General features: G+C 44.8%; 23 protein-coding genes and 1 tRNA gene. 4 read left to right on the top strand and 20 right to left on the bottom strand.

The features are described 5' to 3' along the window. Positions 1-98 precede the first annotated feature (98 nt). From ITJ87_RS15835 to purU, 7 genes are all read right to left on the bottom strand, one after another. Positions 99-1,418, bottom strand: coding sequence for an aspartate kinase (locus ITJ87_RS15835; RefSeq protein ID WP_117600323.1), 1,320 nt, complete (start codon positions 1,416-1,418; stop codon positions 99-101). A 115-nt stretch (positions 1,419-1,533) separates the two neighbouring features. Continuing rightward, positions 1,534-2,235 (bottom strand): cell division ATP-binding protein FtsE, encoded by a 702-nt coding sequence (locus ITJ87_RS15840; RefSeq protein ID WP_117965313.1) that lies wholly within the window; start codon positions 2,233-2,235, stop codon positions 1,534-1,536. Between the two features lie 36 nt (positions 2,236-2,271). Continuing rightward, positions 2,272-2,877 carry a bifunctional phosphoribosyl-AMP cyclohydrolase/phosphoribosyl-ATP diphosphatase HisIE gene (gene hisIE / locus ITJ87_RS15845; RefSeq protein WP_117600325.1) on the bottom strand — a complete coding sequence of 202 codons (606 nt, stop codon included), beginning with the start codon at positions 2,875-2,877 and terminating at the stop codon, positions 2,272-2,274. 120 nt (positions 2,878-2,997) lie between these two features. Continuing rightward, on the bottom strand, positions 2,998-3,753 hold the full coding sequence (gene hisF, locus ITJ87_RS15850; protein ID WP_117600326.1) for an imidazole glycerol phosphate synthase subunit HisF: 756 nt from the start codon (positions 3,751-3,753) through the stop codon (positions 2,998-3,000). A gap of 70 nt (positions 3,754-3,823) precedes the next feature. Continuing rightward, positions 3,824-4,546, bottom strand: a complete 723-nt coding sequence (gene hisA, locus ITJ87_RS15855; RefSeq protein WP_117600327.1) for a 1-(5-phosphoribosyl)-5-[(5-phosphoribosylamino)methylideneamino]imidazole-4-carboxamide isomerase — start codon at positions 4,544-4,546, stop codon at positions 3,824-3,826. Between the two features lie 20 nt (positions 4,547-4,566). Continuing rightward, a complete protein-coding gene (gene hisH, locus ITJ87_RS15860; protein WP_117965314.1) occupies positions 4,567-5,157 on the bottom strand; it encodes an imidazole glycerol phosphate synthase subunit HisH in 591 nt (196 codons plus the stop codon). A gap of 73 nt (positions 5,158-5,230) precedes the next feature. Further along, entirely contained in the window at positions 5,231-6,088 is an 858-nt protein-coding gene (gene purU / locus ITJ87_RS15865) for a formyltetrahydrofolate deformylase (protein WP_117600329.1), read from the bottom strand. A 360-nt stretch (positions 6,089-6,448) separates the two neighbouring features. On the opposite strand from purU, the gene ITJ87_RS15870 reads away from it, so the two are divergent. After that, positions 6,449-6,522, top strand: a tRNA-Asp gene (locus ITJ87_RS15870). 545 nt (positions 6,523-7,067) lie between these two features. Here the strand turns inward: ITJ87_RS15870 and ITJ87_RS15875 are convergent. The 10 genes from ITJ87_RS15875 to ITJ87_RS15920 all read right to left on the bottom strand — a co-directional run bounded on the left by ITJ87_RS15875 (position 7,068) and on the right by ITJ87_RS15920 (position 16,087). Beyond that, positions 7,068-7,490 carry a GNAT family N-acetyltransferase gene (locus ITJ87_RS15875; protein ID WP_117600330.1) on the bottom strand — a complete coding sequence of 141 codons (423 nt, stop codon included), beginning with the start codon at positions 7,488-7,490 and terminating at the stop codon, positions 7,068-7,070. Between the two features lie 64 nt (positions 7,491-7,554). Then, a complete protein-coding gene (locus tag ITJ87_RS15880; protein ID WP_117600331.1) occupies positions 7,555-8,133 on the bottom strand; it encodes a Crp/Fnr family transcriptional regulator in 579 nt (192 codons plus the stop codon). 44 nt (positions 8,134-8,177) lie between these two features. Then, positions 8,178-8,960: a Cof-type HAD-IIB family hydrolase gene (locus ITJ87_RS15885; protein WP_117974365.1), complete on the bottom strand. Its 783-nt coding sequence runs from the start codon at positions 8,958-8,960 to the stop codon at positions 8,178-8,180. Positions 8,961-9,004: 44 nt separating this feature from the next. Continuing rightward, complete coding sequence (locus ITJ87_RS15890) at positions 9,005-9,904, bottom strand: AraC family transcriptional regulator (protein WP_117965316.1); 900 nt, start codon at positions 9,902-9,904, stop codon at positions 9,005-9,007. Between the two features lie 158 nt (positions 9,905-10,062). After that, complete coding sequence (locus tag ITJ87_RS15895; RefSeq protein WP_117965318.1) at positions 10,063-11,373, bottom strand: DUF58 domain-containing protein; 1,311 nt, start codon at positions 11,371-11,373, stop codon at positions 10,063-10,065. Beyond that, positions 11,370-12,344: a MoxR family ATPase gene (locus ITJ87_RS15900; RefSeq protein ID WP_117600335.1), complete on the bottom strand. Its 975-nt coding sequence runs from the start codon at positions 12,342-12,344 to the stop codon at positions 11,370-11,372. The genes ITJ87_RS15895 and ITJ87_RS15900 overlap by 4 nt, the downstream gene beginning before the upstream one ends. A gap of 11 nt (positions 12,345-12,355) precedes the next feature. Beyond that, positions 12,356-13,579, bottom strand: a complete 1,224-nt coding sequence (locus ITJ87_RS15905; protein WP_196096291.1) for a DUF4350 domain-containing protein — start codon at positions 13,577-13,579, stop codon at positions 12,356-12,358. Further along, positions 13,576-14,190, bottom strand: coding sequence for a DUF4129 domain-containing protein (locus ITJ87_RS15910; protein ID WP_117689197.1), 615 nt, complete (start codon positions 14,188-14,190; stop codon positions 13,576-13,578). The genes ITJ87_RS15905 and ITJ87_RS15910 overlap by 4 nt, the downstream gene beginning before the upstream one ends. Positions 14,191-14,199: 9 nt before the next feature. Continuing rightward, positions 14,200-15,144, bottom strand: coding sequence for a hypothetical protein (locus ITJ87_RS15915; protein WP_117965322.1), 945 nt, complete (start codon positions 15,142-15,144; stop codon positions 14,200-14,202). Further along, a complete protein-coding gene (locus ITJ87_RS15920) occupies positions 15,125-16,087 on the bottom strand; it encodes a stage II sporulation protein M (protein WP_117600339.1) in 963 nt (320 codons plus the stop codon). The genes ITJ87_RS15915 and ITJ87_RS15920 overlap by 20 nt, the downstream gene beginning before the upstream one ends. 100 nt (positions 16,088-16,187) lie before the next feature. Between ITJ87_RS15920 and ITJ87_RS15925 the strand changes: the two genes are divergently transcribed. Both ITJ87_RS15925 and ITJ87_RS15930 read left to right on the top strand, forming a co-directional pair. Next, positions 16,188-16,913: an RDD family protein gene (locus tag ITJ87_RS15925; RefSeq protein WP_117600340.1), complete on the top strand. Its 726-nt coding sequence runs from the start codon at positions 16,188-16,190 to the stop codon at positions 16,911-16,913. Between the two features lie 125 nt (positions 16,914-17,038). Next, complete coding sequence (locus tag ITJ87_RS15930; RefSeq protein WP_008664890.1) at positions 17,039-17,614, top strand: DUF4251 domain-containing protein; 576 nt, start codon at positions 17,039-17,041, stop codon at positions 17,612-17,614. Positions 17,615-17,718: 104 nt separating this feature from the next. Here ITJ87_RS15930 and ITJ87_RS15935 read toward each other — a convergent pair whose 3' ends face one another. Beyond that, positions 17,719-18,552 carry a DNA-formamidopyrimidine glycosylase family protein gene (locus tag ITJ87_RS15935; protein WP_117600341.1) on the bottom strand — a complete coding sequence of 278 codons (834 nt, stop codon included), beginning with the start codon at positions 18,550-18,552 and terminating at the stop codon, positions 17,719-17,721. Between the two features lie 94 nt (positions 18,553-18,646). Continuing rightward, complete coding sequence (locus ITJ87_RS15940) at positions 18,647-19,705, bottom strand: MBL fold metallo-hydrolase (protein ID WP_117600413.1); 1,059 nt, start codon at positions 19,703-19,705, stop codon at positions 18,647-18,649. A gap of 144 nt (positions 19,706-19,849) precedes the next feature. Here ITJ87_RS15940 and ITJ87_RS15945 point away from each other — a divergent pair, with 144 nt between their 5' ends. Continuing rightward, positions 19,850-20,725 (top strand): PfkB family carbohydrate kinase, encoded by an 876-nt coding sequence (locus ITJ87_RS15945; RefSeq protein ID WP_061412187.1) that lies wholly within the window; start codon positions 19,850-19,852, stop codon positions 20,723-20,725. A 40-nt stretch (positions 20,726-20,765) separates the two neighbouring features. On the opposite strand, the gene hcp is transcribed toward ITJ87_RS15945, so the two are convergent. Further along, entirely contained in the window at positions 20,766-22,415 is a 1,650-nt protein-coding gene (gene hcp / locus ITJ87_RS15950; RefSeq protein ID WP_117600414.1) for a hydroxylamine reductase, read from the bottom strand. Positions 22,416-22,556: the final 141 nt, after the last annotated feature.

The following is a 22,556-nucleotide window of genomic DNA, read 5'->3' on the forward strand; positions in this document are numbered from 1 at the left end:
GTTTGCAACTCTTTTTAGAGCGTAGATTACGCGGATTGTACGGATAAAAAACAAAAAGAATTCGTACAATCCGCGTAATCTACACCCTAAAAAAATATTTATTCGCCGTTAAACAGCGCATTGCTGAGTGACTGCAACGCCACTTTCTTGTCACACTCTCGGATGAGGAAAGAAATATTATAGTTGCTACCACCGAAAGAAATCATACGTACCGGTATGTCGCGCATGGCATCCAATGCCTTGGCTTCGAAACCGACGTTCTCCCATTCGAGATCGCCCACCACACAGATGATACACATGTCCTTGTCCACCGTCACTGTACCATACTTCTTCAAGTCATCCAGAATTTCATTAAGATGCTTCACATTGTCGATAGATACGGACACACCCACTTCTGAGGTACAAATCATATCAATGGAAGTCTGGTAGCTCTCGAATATCTCGAAAACCTTACGCAAGAATCCGTGAGCAAGCAACATGCGGCTGGACTTTATCTTGATAGCCGTAATGTTGTCCTTGGCAGCCACCGCCTTAATCTTACCCTTCTCCGTATCGTTAGAAATCAGTGTACCCGGAGCAGTGGGGTCCATCGTATTGAGCAGACGGACGGGAATATTGGCATACTTGGCAGGCTGAATGCAGGTGGGGTGCAGAATCTTGGCACCAAAATATGCCAGCTCTGCGGCCTCTTCGAAGTGCAGATGACGCACCGGCGCAGTTTTGTCCACAATACGGGGATCATTGTTGTGCATGCCGTCGATATCCGTCCAAATCTGAATTTCAGAAGCGTTGATGGCAGCACCGATCAGCGAAGCCGTATAGTCGCTTCCGCCACGCTGCAGATTGTCTATCTCTCCGTAGGCGTTACGGCAGATATACCCCTGAGTAATATAAATCTCAGCATCCGGATGTAATTCCAGCTGAATCTGAAGCTTATCCTTGATATAGACCGGATCGGGTTCGGCATTCTTATCCGTACGCATGTATTCTAAAGCCGGAAGCAACACAGACTTCACACCGCATTCCTGCAGATAGTAATTCATCATGGCGGTGGAAATCAACTCGCCCTGAGCCAACACCACCTTCTCCTCAAACAGAGTGAAGAGGTCTTTGGTATAAGAACGGATATAGTCAAAATGAGATTTGATGAGCTCCAAGCCTTTCTGTTTATACTCCGGAGTAGCAAAAAGTTCATCAATGTGCTGGCGATATTTACTTTCCAGCTTGTTGATAATCTCGTTGGCACCTTCCGGATTCTTCTTGTACAGATAGTCCGAAATCTCAACCAATGTGTTTGTGGTACCCGACATGGCAGAGAGAACCACAATCTTACGTTCACCATCGGTAATCAATTTGGCCACTTCCTTCATTCGCTGAGCCGAACCTACTGAAGTACCTCCAAACTTTAAAACTTTCATTTTCGTTTCTGTATTAATTAGTTTATAGTTACAAGCTACGAGCTACAAGTAGGCAGCTACGGAGCTCTATCGTTAATTTCTGTTCTTTATAAGAATCAGTAGTCAGAGATAACTACTAATCATTGGTTATTGTAGGGGCGTATTCTGCCGTAACATCAGTCATCAGGTGGTCTGCGCACCGGTACACCTTACCGGGAAACTCTCGCAGCAACTGCAAGTTGTGCGTGGTCATCACCACCAGTGCGCCGGCTTCACTGATGCCGTGCAGAAACTCTGCAATAACATGTCCGGTTTCCGAATCCAGGTTTCCGGTAGGTTCATCCGCAAGGATTATCTCCGGAGAGTTGAGAACTGCACGCGCAATCACAATGCGCTGCTGCTCACCGCCCGACAGTTCATTGGGCAACTTATACCCTTTGTTGCTCATCCCCACCAGGTTCAGCACCTCTTCTATTTTGTCCTTAATCTCCCCTTTGCTCTTCCAACCGGTAGCACGGAGAACAAATTCAAGATTGTCGTACACCGTACGGTCTGTCAGCAACTGGAAGTCCTGGAATACGATTCCCAGTTTGCGGCGCAACTGTGGGATGTGCTTACGCTTAATATGGAGCATGTCATACCCCAATACCTCAGCCTTGCCCGATGCAATATCCAGTTCACCATAGAAAGTCTTGAGCAGGCTCGTCTTGCCAGAACCCACTTTACCTACCAAGTACACGAACTCCCCTTTGTGAAGTTCCAAATTCACACCGTTCAGTACGCACAACTCCTGCTGGTGTATCTCTACGTCCGTATATCTTATCAGCGCCTCGCCCACCCCTATTTTAATTTTTAATTGTTAATTTTTAATTGTTTAGTGTTTCTTCCACGTCGCACTGTGACGTTCCTCCAATTCACGCGCAAGGTCTTCAATGCGGTATCCTTTGGATGTGAGTAGCACGATGAGGTGATACAACAAATCAGCTCCTTCATAAATCAGGCGTTCGTCCGTACCGTTGCAAGCCTCAATGACAGTTTCCACAGCCTCTTCGCCTACCTTCTGTGCCATTTTGTTGACACCGGACTGGAAAAGACTAGTCGTATAGGAACCTTCGGGCATCTCATCATAACGCTTACAGATAAAATCCTGAAGAAGCTTCAAGAACATAACAGGTTGTTCGTTCTTCTCACCCCAGCAAGTATCTGCACCGGTATGGCAAACCGAGCCTACGGGATGTACCTGCACCAGTAACGTATCCCGGTCACAGTCTTCCTTCATGGAAACCACATTCAGGAAGTTACCACTCTCCTCGCCTTTCGTCCAAAGACGGTTCTTGGTACGACTGAAGAAAGTCACCTTTCCGGTTTCCACCGTCTTGTCATAAGCCTCCTTATTCATAAAGCCAAGCATCAGCACCTTAGCGGTATCTGCATCTTGTATAATCGCCGGAACAAGTCCGTTCATCTTGTCAAAATCCATTTTATTTACGATTTAGCTATTTACTATTTACGATTGAATTATTTTAAGTGACTGGAGACTTATGATTTGCTTGAGTAATCCCAATCGTAAATCGTAAATCGTCCAATCGTAAACTCACCTTCATCCTCTCATCGCAATTCCTTGGGCACAAAGGTACGATTTTAATTCGGGAATTTTGATTTCTCCGAAATGAAAAACACTGGCTGCCAGAGCAGCATCTGCTTTTCCCTGCAAAAAGACATCACGAAAATGCTCTTTGACACCTGCTCCCCCCGATGCAATGATAGGGATGGACAAATTGTCGGCAAGGCTGGAAAGCGCTTCATTGGCATAACCAGTCTTGACACCGTCGTGATTCATGCTAGTGAACAATATCTCGCCCGCACCACGTTCCTGGGCTTCTTTTGTCCACGCAAACAGTTCCTTATCCGTTTCCACACGGCCACCGTTCAAGTAACACCACCATCCCTTCTCAGTCTGTTTGGCATCAACTGCCAGTACACAAACCTGCGAACCGAAGTTCTTCGCAATCTCGTCTATCAATCCGGGACGGCGGATAGCAGAGGAATTGATGGAGATTTTATCGGCACCTGCATTCAGTAGCCTATCCACGTCACCCAGTTCATGAATGCCTCCACCTACAGTAAAAGGAATACTGATATTCGCAGCTATGCGTTTCACCAATTCTGTGAAAGTCTTACGACCTTCAAAACTGGCTGTGATGTCGAGAAAAACCAGTTCGTCGGCACCCTGCTCACTATAAGCACGCGCCAGTTCTACCGGGTCACCTGCCTGGCGGAGGTTCACAAAATTGACACCTTTCACGGTCTGCCCATCTTTTATGTCGAGGCAAGGAATGATTCTTTTTGCTAACACGGCGGTTTGAGTTATGAGTTATGAGTTATAAGTTATAAGTGATTAATTTTTAATTTTCAATTTTCACCTTTCAACCAACAAAGTTTTCCAGCTCTTTGAAGGTAATGCGACCTTCGTACAGAGCCTTACCGAAAATAACGGCAGGTATACCGGCAGTTTCCAGCTGGCGGATATCATCAGCACAACTTACTCCTCCACTGGCTATCAAATAGAGTTCAGGGCGGTGCTCCAATATCTCCTTATACAGCGCTATCGATGGTCCTTGCAGCATTCCATCACAACTGATATCAGTACAGATAACCTTATGAACCCCCTTCTCCACATAGTCTTTCAAGAACGGAAACAGTTCGCAACCACTCTCATCCTTCCAACCATTGACGGCTATTTTATGCTCTTTCACATCAGCGCCAAGAATAATTTTCTCAGAGCCATACATTTGAAGCCATTTGCAGAACAATTCGGGATTCTTCACAGCAATGCTGCCGCCAGTCACCATCTGCGCACCGTTCTCAAAAGCTATCACCAAATCTTCATCACTCTTTACCCCACCTCCAAAATCTATAATAAGAGACGTACGCACAGCTATCTGTTCCAACGTGCGGTAGTTTACCACATGATGGGAAACCGCACCGTCCAAATCGACCACATGAAGTCTGCGGATACCATGAGCCTCCAGTTCCAAGGCCACTTCCACGGGATTTTCATTGTACACCTTCTTGCTGTCATAATTGCCTTGGGAAAGGCGTACACATTTTCCGTCAATAATATCAATAGCGGGAATCAGTTCTATCATTTCATTTACGATTTGGCGATTTACAGTTCCAGGAAATTCCGCAAAATACGCTCTCCCACACTTCCACTCTTTTCCGGATGGAACTGTGTGGCGTAGTAATTGTCTTTATGCAAAGCGGCACTGAACGGATGAATATAATCCGTCACGGCTGCCGTACAATCACTGACAGGCACATAGAAACTATGTACGAAATAGACAAACTCTTCTTTAGTAAAGCCTTTAAAAAGGCCACTATTTATCCGAGCAATGGTATTCCATCCCATATGAGGCACTTTATCCTCGTGCCTCTGAGAAATGAAACGTTTCACATCAGTATCAAAAATACCCAGACAATCCACATCCCCCTCTTCAGAATGACGGCACATCAACTGCATGCCCAGACAAATGCCCAATACCGGCTGGCGTAATTCCTTTATCAACCTATCCATACCACTGGCACGCAAAAAGTCCATAGTGGTTTCCGCCTCTCCCACACCGGGAAAGATAACCTTATCGGCAGCACGTAGCACAGCCTCATCCGCTGTAATCACTGCCTCTACTCCCAGGCGTTTCAAAGCATAATCCACCGAACGGATATTGCCTGCATTATATTTGATAACTGCAACCTTCATTTTTTATTGAGAATTGACAATTGAAAGGTGATAATTGAAAGGTAATGACTGGTTCCACACCATCAATTATCAACTAATTAAATATTACTGTTTTATTCCTATATGCCAACACCTTGCGTTCAATATGCTTCTGAACAGCACGGGAAAGTACAATCTTTTCCAAGTCCTTGCCCTTGTTCACCAAATCTTGCACAGTGTCCTTGTGTGTAATACGCACCACATCCTGCTCTATGATAGGACCGGCATCCAACTCTGTGGTAACATAGTGGCTGGTGGCTCCAATAATCTTCACTCCACGTTCAAACGCAGCATGATAGGGCTTCGCTCCTACAAATGCCGGAAGGAAAGAATGATGGATATTGATTATCCTATTAGGATAAGCATTTATCATTTGCTCGGAAATGACCTGCATGTAGCGTGCCAGCACTATGAAAGTTATCTTATGTTCTGCCAGTAGCTCCATTTCCTTCTTCTCTTGTTCTTCCTTTGTCTCTTTGGTGATGGGGAAAAGATGGAAAGGAATACCGAAACGCTCTGCCACATGCTGCAAATCAGGATGATTGCTTATGATAAGAGGTATCTCTACGTTCCACTCACCGGCAGTATAACGCGCCAGCAAGTCGAACAAGCAATGGGACATCTTCGAGACAAAGATAGCCATGCGCGGTTTTGTATCGGAGAAATAGAGACGAAAATTCATCTCATACTTCTGTGCATACAAGGTGGCAAAATAATCTTCAATCTTTTCTTGAGGTACCAGAAAATCCTTCAATTCCCATTCTATACGCATGAAAAAGATATTCTCTACATGGTCTACATACTGATCTAGATAGATAATATTACCTTTGTTCACCGTTATAAAGTCTGTTACTTCTGCCAATATGCCAGGTTTGTCAGGGCAGTGCAGCAACAGTTTGGCTGTTTTCATCATCCTAAAATGTTTTTTATCATTTTTCAAATTACAACATTCTCGTTTTGAGTTCGCAAAAATAACGATTTATTGCAAAACAAAGAACTTTTCGAGCAAGAAGTTTAAAACAAGCTCCGAAATGTTTCGTTTTCTCCAGGAGAGATTTTCATATCAAGAACAAAACAGTGCATAAACAAATTTCTAAACAGTTGTTAAATTTACTTTTCTCTCATTTTTACAATCTTCTCAATATGAGGATATAAAGCAAATACAGCACAAAACGCTTGAAAAAAAATTCGTCATAGCTATTGCAGATATCAAAGAAATGCCTACCTTTGCAACCGCAATCGAGAGAGATAGCTACAAAAAAAATGAAATAATGGTGCGTTAGTTCAGTTGGTTAGAATACATGCCTGTCACGCATGGGGTCACGGGTTCGAGTCCCGTACGCACCGCGAATAATAAAGTAAACCTCTGAAATTATTAAATTTCAGAGGTTTACTTTATTATTCTTCCGACAAAAATGGGAAGTCGAAATATCCGGTGCACAAGCAACTTTCGGGTTTCAGCCTTCTCAGATTTACATCGCAAGAATAAGAAACTGAGCAGCAATGAATGGATAGATCGCCCCCTGGATAAGGGTAAGACCTGAAGAAGATATAGGCAGAATCCATAATATCCCATACTTTTTATCACGGAGGTTTTATGATAAGGATTTGGGAATTATACATCAAGCTTCTCCACATTACACATAGAACATCAAGGGAAAAAGTACCCACATCCGGAGAGTAAAAGCCACACTTCCGACACTGCATGCAACGGGATTGCCCCCTTAAATGCAGTATTTGTACGAAGAAAGTGAAGAATAAGCCCTAAATCGGCGTTAATAGATATTAGGGTAAAAAAGCATCGTTAAGTTCTTACTATCAGAAATTAAATCTGTAAATGAAAAGAAAAAGTAGTGCTGTCAATTACATCTTTATTTAAAATTGGATGCGGGCTACAACTGCATGTGTAAAATAGGATACTCTTTACCTTCTCCGTCCAAATCGGACCTTTTGTATACGTTAAAGCCTATATATTTATAAAAACCGACAGCTTGAATATTCTGCTCGTTCACATCGACTTTCGTTACCTGCAAATGATTTATGGCATAAGTAACCAGTTTTTTCCCAATTCCTATGCTTCGATAATTATTGTCAATAAACAACATTTCAAGATTTCCTTCTGCAATTCCCATAAATCCGATTAAGATTCCCTCCTGTTCAAATCCGAATAGAGTGACATACTGAAAATATACCGGAAGCTGTTCCTTATAGTATAGAAAATCTTCCTCTTTAAGAAAATCATGTGTACTCAATACTGCACTTTCCCAAATTTCTATCAAACGTGGATAATCCGTAACTTTAATTTTTCTAATCATAATTGTAATTGCTATTTAAAGCCGCAAAGTTCGGAACTTATACATTCAATGCACTGAACCCAGGTTAAAAAATACGTTTACGGATTCTGCTTAGTGCTTGCGGCGTGATACCCAAATAAGAAGCTATATCTTTGAGTGGTATATAGTTTAATGTAATGCCATATTCTTCAATCATCTGTAGATAATACTGTTCAGGAGAATATTTAATCAGGTCGATATTTCTTTTCAAGAGTTTATTCAGTAGTATAGCATTCAAATCTTCAAATACAGTTTTCACCTTAGGAATAGCAGTATACAGTTCATCTACTCGCTTCTTGTCTATTCGGTAAATAACGCTATCTACAATTGTCTGCACATTAAATGCAGATTTTGTTTGTAAGGTAAAAGATATGTTCGACATTGAAAACGTACCTTCTTTACAAAACCAAAAAATCTGCTCTTCCCCTTTATGATTCAAAAGCCAACAACGTAACATCCCATCATAAACGAAATAACTATATCTTTCTATTTCTCCTTCCTTAATCAAAAATGTATCTTTACTAATCAATATCCGCTCAAAATATCGGTCAAATAACTTAGATTCCTCCAAATTAAAAGTATTGATGCTAAAATTAAATTCTTTAAGCAGTTTTTCTAAAAGCATAATATTCACTGACTATAGTTTTTATAAGTTTTGACAGCCGATTTTTATTCCACAATACCAAAATGAACCAGAGCGTTCCGGATACCATGCTCATCCACCGTCTCCGTTATATAATCGGCAACGCTTTTCACAGCCTCGGAAGCTCCTCCCATAGCTATTCCCATCCCGGCTGCACGAATCATGGAAATATCATTCCCGCCATCACCAAAAGCGATGGTTCCTGAAACATCAAATCCATAATAGGAAGCAAACTCATTGATACCCATAGCCTTGTTTACTCCCGTCACATTGACATCCGCAAAGAAAGGGTTCCATCTGGAAACAGAAAGTCCGGGAAGTTGTGCCATAACTTCTTTTTCCATTTCTTCATCACAATATATGCATAACTGACAACATTCGCCTCCCATAAATTCCTTTTCAATGTCTGCCACCGGCGGTGTAGGGTGATTGACCAGCCTGGCCAATTCGACGACGGTCGGATTGAGTTCGTTGACAAAAATACCTTTATTCGTTTCGATAGCCAGAGCAAACCCATAATGTTGAGCCAATACCAGTACCCTCTGAAAATCCTTTTCGGGAATCTGTTTACGAGATATAGGAGTGCCATCTCTCAGTACACAATCGGACCCATTCAAAGCTATCACTGCATCGTATGGAATCTCTTCAAGTTCGTGAAGATCGGTAAACGCCCTCCCAGTTGCTATTATGATTTTTATATCGGATTCATGAACTTGCTGCAACGCTTCGATAGCCGACTGCGGAACGCGGTGAGTGTCGAAACTCACCAATGTTCCGTCTACATCTAAAAATATAGCTTTGGTCTCCATTATAAAATATTTTGGTCTAATAAATTATATATATTTCCCTCATCTCAATTTTGTGAATATCTATGTTCATTCGGTGCAACTCCCGTTGCTTTCTTAAACACCAGACTGAAATATTGCACACTCGGATAGCCCAGCCGACGCGCTACGGCAGCAGGTGTATTACCGCCTTCCGACAACATCTTCCTGGCCGTGTACAAGCATTTGAGCTGGAAATGTTCAGCCAATGTCTTGCCGGTTTCAAACCTCAGCAAATCATCAAAGTAAGCCGTCGAAAGATTCAGTCTTCCGGCACAGCATCCGGAAGTGGGCAGCTTCCCCTCCTGCAACTTTCCGGAAGTGATATATTCGTCCAATATCCCTTCCATTTTCCCCAGAATCATCTTGTTCTTATTCTCACGGGTGATGAATTGCCGCTCATAGTAACGTGAGCAATAATCCAGCAGCAATTCGATGTGACGGGACAAGATGGTATTGCTATGCGTATCAATGGAATGATGAAGTTCATCCTCGATATTCTCAAAGCAACACGTCACTTTGGCCGTTTCGCGCTGTGACAGATGCAACGCCTCCTCTTTGCGGTAGAAAAAGAAAGTATAGTTGTCGATATGATTCTTTAACGTAGTACAAAGCAATAAATCGGGATGAAATGCCAGCAGCCAGCCTTTGTCCGGAAGCGTATTATTCTTGTTCATCCGGAATATCTCGCCGGGAGTAAGAAATACCATCGTAGCATTGGAATAATCATAATATTTCCGCCCGCAACAGTCGCATCCCCCTTCACAATCCTCTATCAGCAGGATAGCATAGAACTCAAACTTCACGGCATCCTGATACACATTAGGATTTTCCAGATTAATAATGCTTACCTGGGGATGCAGCGTTTTGCATCCCAAACACCGGTTACACTCACATACAGTCTTTATGTCCAATGTATTGTCTTTCATCACCTATAAAGCCATTCTCAATTATTGCAACTTCAGATATCTAAAATCGTTAAGGATATGTTTTCCAAACGTTCACAATATCCCAATTACAAAATTAGAGGAAAATCCGGATACTTTCACTACCCTTATTACGGATTATATAACCTTAGTTACTGTCTTTATATCTGGTTACGTGACTTCATCTCCAGATACTTGTTTATCACATCGACAGAAAGATTCTCCGGTGTAATCAGTAAAGAACAGATGCCGTGCTGCTTCAAGGTGGAAACAATCAACCGCTTCTCAAATACAAATTTCTCGGCAATGACATGACGGTAATAACCTTCCGTATCTTTTACAGGCGTGGCGATGTACTCTTCCAAATCGGTATCTTCAAAGAAGATGACAAGCAACCGGTGCTGACGGTTCAACTGCTGTAGATAAGCCAGTTGGCGGTTCAGGCTGCTTATACCGGAAAAGTTGGTGTACAGCACCAAAAGGCTCCGTTTGTTGACATGCTTGTTCAAGTGTACGCACAATGAGGAAAAGTCGGTCTCCCCAAAAGTAGTCTGCTGGCTGTAAAGGTTCTCCAATAACGCCTGCATTTGTCCGGGCTGTCGGGAAGCGGGGATAAATGTATCAAAGTGCTCGTTAAACGTCACCAGTCCGGCTTTATCCTCCTTCCGCATGGCAACGTATGAAAGGACAAGGGAGGCGTTGATTGCATAGTCGAGCAAAGTCATTCCGCGAAATGCCTGCTGCATAACCCGCCCCTTGTCTATCACATTATAGATTTGCTGGGAACGTTCGTCTTGATAGACATTGACCATGAGTTCGTGCCGCCGGGCACTCGCCTTCCAGTTTATCGTGCGGTAATCATCCCCTTTCACATACTCCTTTATCTGTTCGAACTCCGTATGATGCCCCACCCTGCGGATGCGCTTTATCCCCAGCTCGGTCAGGTTGTCACTGATGGCCAGCAGCTCATACCGATGAAGCATCAGATAGGACGGATATACCTTGACATCCTGAGGAGCACCGCAAGTATATCTGCGGGAAAGCAGTCCCATCCTGCCTGCCACAAACACCCGAATCCGTCCGAAAGAGTAAATCCCCCGCCGCGTGGGACGCAGATGATAGGTAATCGTCCTGCCCTCACTCGCCCGGAGCTTCATCCTGAAATCAACATTCCGCAACTGGAATTCAAAAGGAATCTCATCCACCACTTCCACAGCTACCGGATACGGATAACTGCTCTCCACACGTATGTTCACAGCGTTCTCATCTCCGTTGGAGAAACGGGTAGCGCACTGACGGAAAGCCCGGATGCCACGAACGCGATAGAGCATAACCCCATCCACCAGCACCGACAAGGCCAGGACAAACAGCGCCCACTGCCCGATTGTAAAGAACGGAGCAAAAGCATACCCGATACCCATCAGCAGGATAATCAGCACAAGAGTCATATAGAAGCGGCGGCCCAGTCTCATTTCGGAACTTCCACTTTATCAATCAGACGTTGCGTCACTTTTACCGGTGAATAACCTTCCATCTCGGCTTCTGCCGTCAATATCAGGCGGTGCTGAAGTACATACGGAGCAACGAACTTTATGTCCTCCGGTGTCACGAAATCACGTCCTTGCAACAGTGCATACGCCTTCGAAGCCTGCATCATTGCCACAGATGCACGTGGAGAGGCTCCTAAATACACAGCTTTGCTGGTACGCGTCTGTTGCACTATCAGCGCGATGTATTGAAGCAGTGTACGATCCACAAACACCTGCTCCATCAGCCTGCGCAATGACAGCAGTTCTTCCTTTGTAAGGACAGGCGTCAGACTATCCAGCTTCACCAGCGAAGCATTCGTGTGGTGAAGCTCCAGAATATCCACCTCCTCCTCCAACGAAGGGTATCCCATGGTTATCTTCATCAAAAAACGGTCCAATTGCGCTTCGGGCAATTTATAAGTACCCTCCTGTTCCACCGGATTCTGGGTTGCCAGAATCGTATAAAGTTCTCCCATTTGATGCGTGGTGCCGTCAATGCTGACCTGCCGTTCTTCCATAACCTCAAACAAGGCGGCTTGCGTCTTGGCAGGAGCACGGTTTATCTCGTCCACCAGCACGATGTCGGCAAATACCGGTCCTTGATGGAAGTCAAAGTCATTGGTTTTCATGTTGAAGACCGTAGTCCCCAACACGTCACTCGGCATCAAGTCCGGAGTAAACTGAATGCGGCTGAAATCCGCCTTAATCAAACGGGCAACCAGACGGGCAAGCAGCGTCTTTGCCACCCCCGGCACTCCCTCCAGCAACACATGGCCGTTTGCCAGGACAGCCGTCAGTACCAGGTCCACTATCTGCTCCTGCCCCACTATGACCGTAGCAATCCGGTCCTTCAACGCTTGTATCTTCTCGGAAAAGAGAGTCAAGTCCACCCGTTTTTCTGTGTTCTCTTCCATAAATATCTTCTTTATATATGATTGATTATTTCATTCATTTTATCGACAAGCCGTTTCATCTCCTCCTCAGAGATGCTGCGCCCTCCGTACACCACCGGCCTCACCTCGCGGATGAATGTGGCAATTTCCCCCGCTTCCATACCCGTCTTCCGGGCAATCCTGCCGAAAGAGCGCTCATCCTCTGCCACTTCCTCCACATCCACTTGCATTTCCCTCCTCAGTTCCTCCGCAAAATAGAGATATTTCTTGCGGACTAAGTCAGCATGGTCCTTCTTCTGATAATAAAGGGTACCTATCAACTCTGCAAACTCCAAAGACTTATTCTCCGGTTCGCGGATAACGGGAATGGCACGCTGCTTCCTACGGGCTGTAAATATCATAAAGAGCAGGATGGAAACCATACTCAAGTACAATGCCCAGCGAAGCGGAGGCTGCGAAAGGAAATAGCGAAAAGGAGACATCTGTGCCTGGGCTGTTTCTTTCATATAGCCTTCGGTACGGACAATGGGAAATCCACCCATTTGGGACAATATACGAAAAAGATAAGCCGCATTCTTCCCATCCAGCACACCATAGTTCGTAAAAAGCAGGGGAGTGGAAGCCAGTATAACCTCCCCCTTTCCCCAAGAAACTGACATGGCAACCGGATGAGCAGCTTCTCCGGTAACAGTTTTTTCCGCCAACACTTTACAAGAAATGGAATCTGCAAAGAAATAAGACTGGCAAAGTTGGGGATAGAAACAGAAAGTCTGCTGCGGATAAACCGCCGAATCCCCCACCCAGCACAAACTGTCTTTCGAGAGCAATGCAGTGGCATATTTTTTCAAAGCCGACGGACTGAAATAGGAATAGCTGCACTCAAATCCCAGCGTATCTTTCAAAATACGGCTGAAAGAGCTCCCCGCCAGCATAATCCGGTCTCCCCGTCCCGCCATCTTCAACATCGCCTCCACATCTACATCCGTCAGATGCAGGTTATCGGTAACAACCAGTATTCCGCGGCGAAGCGTCGTATCTTCCTGCTCCAGCTCATAAAAAGTCTTTCTCGACAACGAATATCCCTTCGGCAACGATGAAGACACCAGGCTATCGAACACGGCACAGCCGAACGGTTGCTTGTCATAATGGCTGAACGTAGGGTTCCAGACAAACTTCTTCGGCAGACGGCACTCTATCGCAAACATCAACACCAGAAAAGCAATGATACCGGCTATAAACCAATGGTTCCCCTTCATGCCATCCCTCCTTTCTCCACTTCTTTCTGCAAATCCCGCATCGCATGGAACAATGTTTCGGTCGCTTCAAAATTTCCGTAACGTACCCGTAGAAAATGGCTGGTCATTTGGCGGAAAGCTGGCAGACGGACTTCATAGATATATTGTGTAGGCGTTTTATATAACTGCCAGTCTATACGTTTTCCGTCGCTGAGCTGTTTCAGCGTCTGCAGATAGAGCAAACGCACCGCCTCCCGATAATCCGTCCGGACAAGCGCATCGGCAATTCCCTCCGCAAAATCCACTCCATAGATGGTATCCTCCCCCACTGTATAGGGCAGGGTACTCTTGCGCGAATGCATGAACAGTTCCGGACGCTTCTTGTACACAAACCAGATGACCAATACAAGGATAAGAATGGCAATGCATATCAACACGACCTCCGAATATTCTGCCACCAACGTATTCCCGAATATCTTGTCCAGCAGCTTGCCGAACCATCTGCTGAACCACTCAAGTACATTAATTTCGGGAGCTATCAGCTCACGGCTGTAAGCAAACGCCGGGTCGGACTGCCAAACGGCAATCTGTGCAGTATCACAAACCAGTGTATCAGCCGGAACCATATTCATAGTCCGTTATCAGAGTTTATCAAAATTGTCAATATCACTCTCTACCATCACATAATCTATCTTTTCCGAAGCATGACCGTATTGATAAGCCAGTCCCAGCAATGAGAAAATCATGGACATATAAACGCCGAATACCTGGACCACCGCCAGCAGATAAAGCACAAAGCTATAGGCTGCCGATACAGTGGCACCGCCACCTGCATCAGTCATTGCAAAGATATATTTCACAATGGTCCCGATATACCATGGAATCATCGTCACTCCTTGCAAGATGGCGGCGATGAATCCCATAACAATGGAAATCAGTACGATACCTCCCCAGGTAGCGAAACCCAGTCGGTAGGCCTTCTTCAAGGCATCTATGATATAGATATCTTCGAACAGATAGACTGGAGCCCAAATAGCCAGTGGCACAGACACCACCACAACAAGCAGAACGAACAAGAACGCAAGCGCTATAAACGGAATGATGGTGGCTATAAAACCAACAATAAGCCCTACAAACAGCACCAAAAGCACACTGACAATCATTATCAGAAATACCCTTCTGACATTACGGAACAACAAGGGCTTCAGCATCCCTAACGTCACTCCCTCCAAGCGTTCTTCCCGTTCATTGTAAGTACGGACCAATGCGTAGACCAAAGAGGTCAGCATGACAGTTCCCAGCAGATATAGAACGGCATACAGACTGTAATAAGTCACCAGCGCCATGATGGACGCTCCGACAACAGAAGAGTCGAACGAGCCTCCGGTCATATCACCCAAAACCATTGTACCGCTCATCAGCCCGTTCAGGCTCAGCCCCTGAAGCAGGCAAAGCGGCAACATCAGATATGTAGTGAATTTCATCAACGGCTTCCAGTTCTCTTTGATAAAATCAAAGGTAGCAGTTAGTTTCTCTCCAAAAGAACGTTGTACATACAGTGCGATTTTAGGTTTCTGTGCTTCCATGCTTCTTTCTGTTAGGTAAATAAATATAATAAAAAAAGATAAACGACAAAGAAAGTAGAATAAAGCCGAACCTCAAAGCATCCGAAAGTTCGGTATGACGGGTAACAAATCCTTCTATAAATCCTGCCATGATGAATACGGGTACCGTACCCACCACTATTTTCAGTCCTTTTTTGGCTCCCCGTTTGAAAGATTCCAGCCTTGAATAGGTTCCGGGAAAGAGCCATCCGTTGCCCAGGGCAAGACCGGCGGCACCGGCTACAATAATCGCCCAGATTTCGAGTGTCCCGTGCAGCCAAATGGCAAGGGAGGACTCCCAAAGCAAGTCGTGCTGATAAAAGAAGGTTTGGAAAGCCCCTATCATGATGCCATTGTTAAGGAGCATGTATCCGGTGCCAAAACTGGTCAGCAGCCCCATGGCAAAGCAGTTGAAGGAGACCATGATATTGTTCAGCGTGATACTCAGAAACATGGGGAACTCGGAGGAACCGTTATATACAGCCATGGGTTCACCATTAGCGATATTGTTCAAAGTCATATCCACATAAGAGTTTCCTAAAATCAAACGCACAAAATCGGGGTCTCCGGCAGCAGATACCACTCCTATCAATGCGCTGACCACAAATATAATGAAGGAAGCCACTAACTCACGGCGTGCATCGTGCATGGCCGAAGGCACTTCACGGGTCCAGTAGGTGATAATTCTTGACCATTTCTCGCGCTTGTTTCTATAAATGCGGTTGTGCAATGCCGAGGCAAGATTGTTCAGATAGATAGTGATGCGGGAAGCGGGGAAATGCGTTTGGGCAAAAGCCAGGTCTGCCGTAAGCTCCGTATATGCGTCGGCAAGCTCATCGGGAGACAGACTGTCCGCCTGCTCCACTATTTTTTCTGCTTGTTTCCATTTTTCGATGTTCCGCCGGATAAACGTCACTTCTTTCATACCCCATGAATATTTCAGAGAAGTTTTGTCTGAAATCGGTAACAAAAATAAGAGAATAATGATATATTTGCAATGAAATACTAAAAATGTTTTATCAGGAATGGCAGAATCTACAATTATCACCGGGCAGTTTGTCCGCATCAGTCAAACGCCTGCCAGTATCGGTGAACGGCTCATTGCACTGGTCATAGACTATATTCTGCTCGGATTCTATGTATTTTCTACTTTGGCCTTGTTTTCACGGATTCATCTGCCCTCTGATTTCACGATGCTTTTCTTCCTCGCTATCGTCTACCTGCCGGTCTTGTTTTACGCATTTCTCTGCGAAATGTTCAACCAGGGACAAAGTCTCGGCAAGCGGCTGATGAACATCCGTGTCGTAAAAGCAGACGGTTCCACGCCCGGTATAGGCTCGTACCTGCTCCGATGGCTTCTCTTTCCTATCGACGGACCGGTGACCGGTGGCCTGGGACTTCTGGTCGTCCTTTTGACCAAAAACAGCCAGCGAATGGGCGACCTTGCTGCCGGCACCATGGTAATCAAGGAAAAGAATTACCGCAAGATACACGTCAGCCTCGATGAGTTCGACTACCTGACCAAAGACTACCGGCCTACCTATCCACAAGCTTCCGACTTGTCATTGGAGCAAATCAACGTCATTACTCGGACCCTGCAATCGGGTAAGAAAGACCGTACACGACACATTGCCTCCCTTGCGAAAAAAGTGCAGGTACTTCTCTCCATCACTCCTCATGACGGTAACCCGGAAAACTTTCTTCAAACCATTCTCCGGGACTACCAGTATTATGCCTTGGAAGAAATTTAATACAAACTTCCAACAAAACCCAAGAAGTGTTAAGTCTTACGCTTATTTAAGATTCAAGCTGCATCTTTTTGGTTTTTCATTTGTTAATTAACCAGAAGGTCTTAACTAAATAACAAAGAACAATTATGAAACGAATCATTACATTAATCACACTGGTGTTGGTAAGTGCATCGACCCTGATGTATGCACAGAGTAGCAGCGAAACACGCCAAGCAGAGCGTAAAGCCCAACGCGAAGCCCAGAAAGCACGCGAAAAAGCGGAAAATGAAAGGAACTATGCCATTGCCGTCCAGGCATTGAAAGAGGGCAAGTTTGTATTGGAAGCAGACCAGCTGGTGTTCAAGAGAGGACGGAGCGCATTTGTTTCATCGACAACAAACTTCGTTCTGATGGACGGTGAACACGCATCCGTACAAATAGCTGCCAACAATGCCCTTGCAGGCCCCAACGGAATAGGCGGCATCACAGTGGACGGCAGCAGAAAGGAAATGAAAATCACGACCGACAAAAAGGGAAACGTGAATTGCAGCTTCAGCGTACAAGGCATCGGAATATCCGCACAAGTGTATATCACACTGACCAACGGCGGCAATAATGCATCGGCAAGAATCAGCCCGAACTTCAATTCGAATACCCTGACGCTGAACGGAGTCCTGGTTCCATTGTCCCAGTCAAACGTTTACAAAGGGCGGGCTTTATAAAATACCCCTTTTGTCCGTACAAAGTATAAAGAAAAGAAGATATTCATATCGTGTTCGCATTCTGTTAATATCGTGTAGACACGATATTAACAGAATGTGGACATTTATTCTTTTATCTGTTGACACGTCGGGCAATAATATACCGAACCACCCATATAAGCCTCTTTTATGATGGTACTGCCACAACGGAGACAAGGATTCTTCCATGTTTTGGCAGAAAGAATGGTTTTGTAACCTCCGGCGTTGCCATAAAGATCTGTTTGCGTATCGCGTCCGCCCTCGGAAGTCATATCCACCAATGTTTTTTTTAGAGCATTAAAAAGAACTTCTTTCTGATTATCCGACAGAAGTAGCACTTTCTGTTTGGGATTTATCCGTGCATTGAACAGAATATCCTGCGTTACGCCATTACCGACACCGGGAATATGCTGATTGGTTGCCAATAGAGCTTTAGCAGAGAGGGTCTTCTTTGCTTCGGCAACGAGTTTCTCAAATTCCGCTTCGGTGTATTTATCGCTCAACGGCGAAATGCTTTCCCGACTCAATTTATAGTACTTATTGTCGATATAGCTATCAGAATAAACATTGATAAAACCATACATTGCAACCGTGAAGACAAGGAATGAATCATCATTAAACGTCAGCAACAACTGGTAATTGGCAGGAATCTCATCTCCCGCACTATAATAACGGACACTGACTCCGTCGCCTATGTTCATGATCACATTATCCGAAAGATTGAAATTGACAAACATGCCATATCCTTCGGATGAAAGGATGGTTTTGCCTACGAGCAGTTTACCATACTCCGACGGTTCACCGTTATAGAACGTAAACTTATGCGGTTTGGTGGCATTAAATACCTGCGTGATTGTTTTACCGCTCAAGGCGTTGTTCACTTGTTTGCTCAAGGTGATAACTTCGGGTAATTCTAACATATTATCTTACTTTTATTTTCGATAGGGATATATATTTCCGTTAATAACTCGTCAATAGCCGTGTTGCCAGGTGTATTATAATCAATATCACTCATTATTTTAACCGGACCACTTCCCCTATAATAGGCATCAACACGTTCAATGAGTCTTTCTCTTTCAGATTCATGGCATTTTTCAGCGGTTCGTCCCAGCGGTGTCTAGCCAAAGCATATTTGGAATGATGAACAGTCAGAATCTTTTCCGCATTCAAGTCCCTGGCCGCTTGCCCCAAATATTGGGGCATGGTATGGATATATTTCCAATCTTCGTTATACTGCCCATTCTCCAATATGGCAAGGTCAATGCCGGGATATTGCTTGCCTATTTCGGCAAAATGCGTGTCATATCCGCTATCACCACCCATATAAATCTTCTGCGAAGGGGTTTCGATAAGGAAAGAAGCCCATAATGCCTGATTTGCCTTCAACGAGCGGCCCGAAAAATGCCGGGCGGGCAAGCAATGAAGCAGAAATCCCTTATCCAGTACAGTATCTTCAAACCAATCTAGCTCAACCAGGGATGATTTGTCAAATCCCCAATACTCGAAATGTTCGCCTACCCCCAAAGGACAGACCACCTTGCCTACCCGGTTTTTCAGCTGCATCACCGTCTCATAATCCAGATGGTCCCAATGGTCATGTGATATCACCAGATAGTCAATCTCCGGCATATCGGCAGGCTTGTAGGCATCCGCTCCTTTGAACGGCTTGTTTACAAACGAAACCGGAGAAGCCACACAAAATACGGGGTCTACCAGTATACGCTTTCCGTCTACCTGGATAAAATAGGATGAATGTCCGAACCATACCAATACATTCTCGTCCTTGCTTATCTTGCTGAGGTCCGTCTTTATAACCGGAATCTCCGTTTCAGGACGCAAATCGGTTTCTTTCTTAAATAAGAATCCCCAGAAAGCTCCCAAACGTCCCTTTTGGGAAGTCATCATCACCGTACTGTGCAGATTCCGGAATTCTCCGTCTTTGTAATGAGGCGACTTCTTTATCCTCTCCAACCGTTCTCCTTGAGGAGCCCTCCCGAAACTCGGCTGATTGACAAAAACGAATCCCGCTATGACCGCAACAGCCACAATACCCACTATAATGCCAACTATCATACGTACTCTTTTCGTTTTTAATGAATTCATATTCAATGAAGCTACATTTACAGCTGCAAATATAGTCGAATTGTTATTAAATCACTATCTTCGCGCCCAATTTACGGAATCAATACAATAAAGAAATAAAAAGCCAACAAAGAAATGAACACACACAGTCTATGTTGCATCGGTTATATTACCCAAGATAAAGTCGTAACCCCTAAAAATACCATATATATGCCGGGAGGCACCTCCTTCTACTTCGCACATGCCATCAAGCACTTGAATGCTAACGATTTTCTATTGGTAACAGCTTTGGCTGATACTGACATGGGCATTGTGGAAGACATTCGGAAAGAAGGTATTTCCGTCAAAGCCTTGCACAGCACACATTCCGTCTGTTTCGAGAATATTTATGGAGAAAATCAAAACGAACGTACACAACGTGTCACGGCAAAAGCAGACCCTTTCACCGTGGAAGGTTTGAAAGATACCGATGCACGGATTATCCACTTGGGCAGTCTGCTTGCCGACGACTTCTCTTTGGAGGTCATCAAGTTCTTGTCCGGCAAGGGACTCCTCTCGGTAGACGTGCAAGGATTTCTCCGCAAGGTGGAGAATGAAAAGGTGCTGGCCGTAGACTGGCCGGAAAAGAAAGAAGCATTGAAGTATATCCATATCCTGAAAGCCAACGAAGCTGAAATGGAAGTGCTGACCGGATGCAGTGAACCGCACGAAGCTGCATTGCTGATTGCAGACTGGGGCGTGAAGGAAGTGCTGCTGACCCTGGGAGATAAAGGTTCGCTGATTTATGCCCAAGGAGAATTCCACGAAATACCCGCCTACCCTGCCCTGCAGATTACAGATGCAACGGGATGCGGAGACACCTATATGGTAGGATATCTGTATATGCGCGACAAAGGCGCGTCTTATCGAGAAGCCGGATGCTTTGCCGCCGCCATGTGTACCATAAAGCTACAATCGCACGGGCCGTTCTGCGGAACGGAGGAAGCGATAAATAATGTGATAAGAGGATAAGATGATGGGGTGATAGCAGGATATCACCCCATCATCTTATTTACAATCCGAATTTCTTCAAATCATCTTCCACACTACCAATACCTGCAATATGGAACATATCAACCAGTACCTTGACGACATTTGGAGAAAGGAAAGCGGGCAATGTAGGTCCTAAGTGAATATCCTTCACACCGAGGCTCAATAATGCCAATAATACAATAACTGCTTTCTGTTCGTACCACGCTATGTTGTAGACTATGGGAAGTTCATTAATGTCGTTCAGCTGGAATACTTCTTTCAGCTTCATGGCTATTACCGCCAGTGAATAGCTGTCATTGCACTGCCCGGCATCCAATACACGGGGAATGCCGTTGATGTCTCCCAAACCAAGTTTATTATAGCGGTATTTGGCACAACCTGCGGTCAGGATAACGGTATCTTGCGGCAAGGCTTTGGCAAATTCCGTGTAGTAGTCACGGCTCTTCATACGTCCGTCACAACCTGCCATTACGATAAAGCGGCGTATGGCCCCGGTCTTCACGGCATCTACCACCTTGTCTGCCAGTTGCAGCACCTGGTTATGGGCAAAACCGCCGATAATTTCTCCATGCTCTATCTCCACCGGAGGCTGGCATTGTTTGGCAATCTCTATGATTTCAGAAAAGTCTTTCCTACCTTCAGCATCCTTATCAATGTACTTGCAACCCGGATAGCCGGTAGAGTTGGTGGTAAACATACGTTCTTTATACACAGCATTTGCCAGAGGAGGAACGATGCAATTGGTGGTAAACAGAATCGGTCCGTTGAAGGAAGTGAATTCTTCGCGCTGTTTCCACCAGGCATTGCCATAATTGCCTACAAAATGGGAATATTTCTTGAAAGCCGGGTAATAGTGAGCAGGTAACATTTCACCATGTGTATAGACATCTATTCCTGTGCCTTCAGTCTGTTTCAATAATTCTTCCATATCCTTCAAGTCATGGCCGCTAATCAAAATTCCCGGACGGTTCTTCACACCGATATTTACCTTTGTAATTTCAGGATTACCGTAAGTACCAGTATTGGCTGCATCCAATAGAGCCATTGTCTTTACTCCAAACTCACCAGCTTCGAGAACCAGCTTCACCCACTCCTCTGCCGATAGAGACTCAACTGCAATGGTAGCCAGTGCGCGTTGCATGAAAACATGAACCGTATCATCATTGAATCCCAGACGCATGGCATGCTCCAGATAGGCAGCCATACCTTTCAAGCCATAGACAAGCAATTCTTTCAACGAGCGGAGGTCTTCATTCTGTTCACGCAGAACACCTACTGTCTTCGCTTTTCCGGCATAGTCATCACGCGTTCCCTGCCAAGTCAGTTCATCTACTTTGGGTAAGAGCACTTTGTTATGCTTGGCCTCTTGAATCAATCCATTACGCATGGTGATTCCTTTATCTACCCGCTTCAAAATGCTTTCATCATCGAAATTTGCATTCGTAATAGTGCAGAACAGAGCATCCGTCACAAAGATATTCACTTCTTCGGAGACCGGACAATCTGCCTTGCGCAAAACATCGGCAACGACAGAGACACCTCTAACCACAAACAGCAACAAGTCCATAGCTTGAGCCGTATGACTTTCTTTTCCACATACACCTTTCAGTATACAGCCGGTTCCTTTGGCTGTCTCCTGACATTGATAACAAAACATGTTCGGTTCCATATTCTTATTCATTTAAAAGTTTACATCATCTTTCCATAAGATAAGCGGCACCTCAGCAATAAAAATAAGCAAGCTTATTTTCTATTACTTTCGGTTTGCATTATCTTTGTGCAAAGATGAGAGTTCTACAACGCGAAAACT

It is taken from the genome of Bacteroides sp. HF-162 (genome assembly GCF_015679285.1).
GTDB lineage: Bacteria > Bacteroidota > Bacteroidia > Bacteroidales > Bacteroidaceae > Bacteroides > Bacteroides uniformis.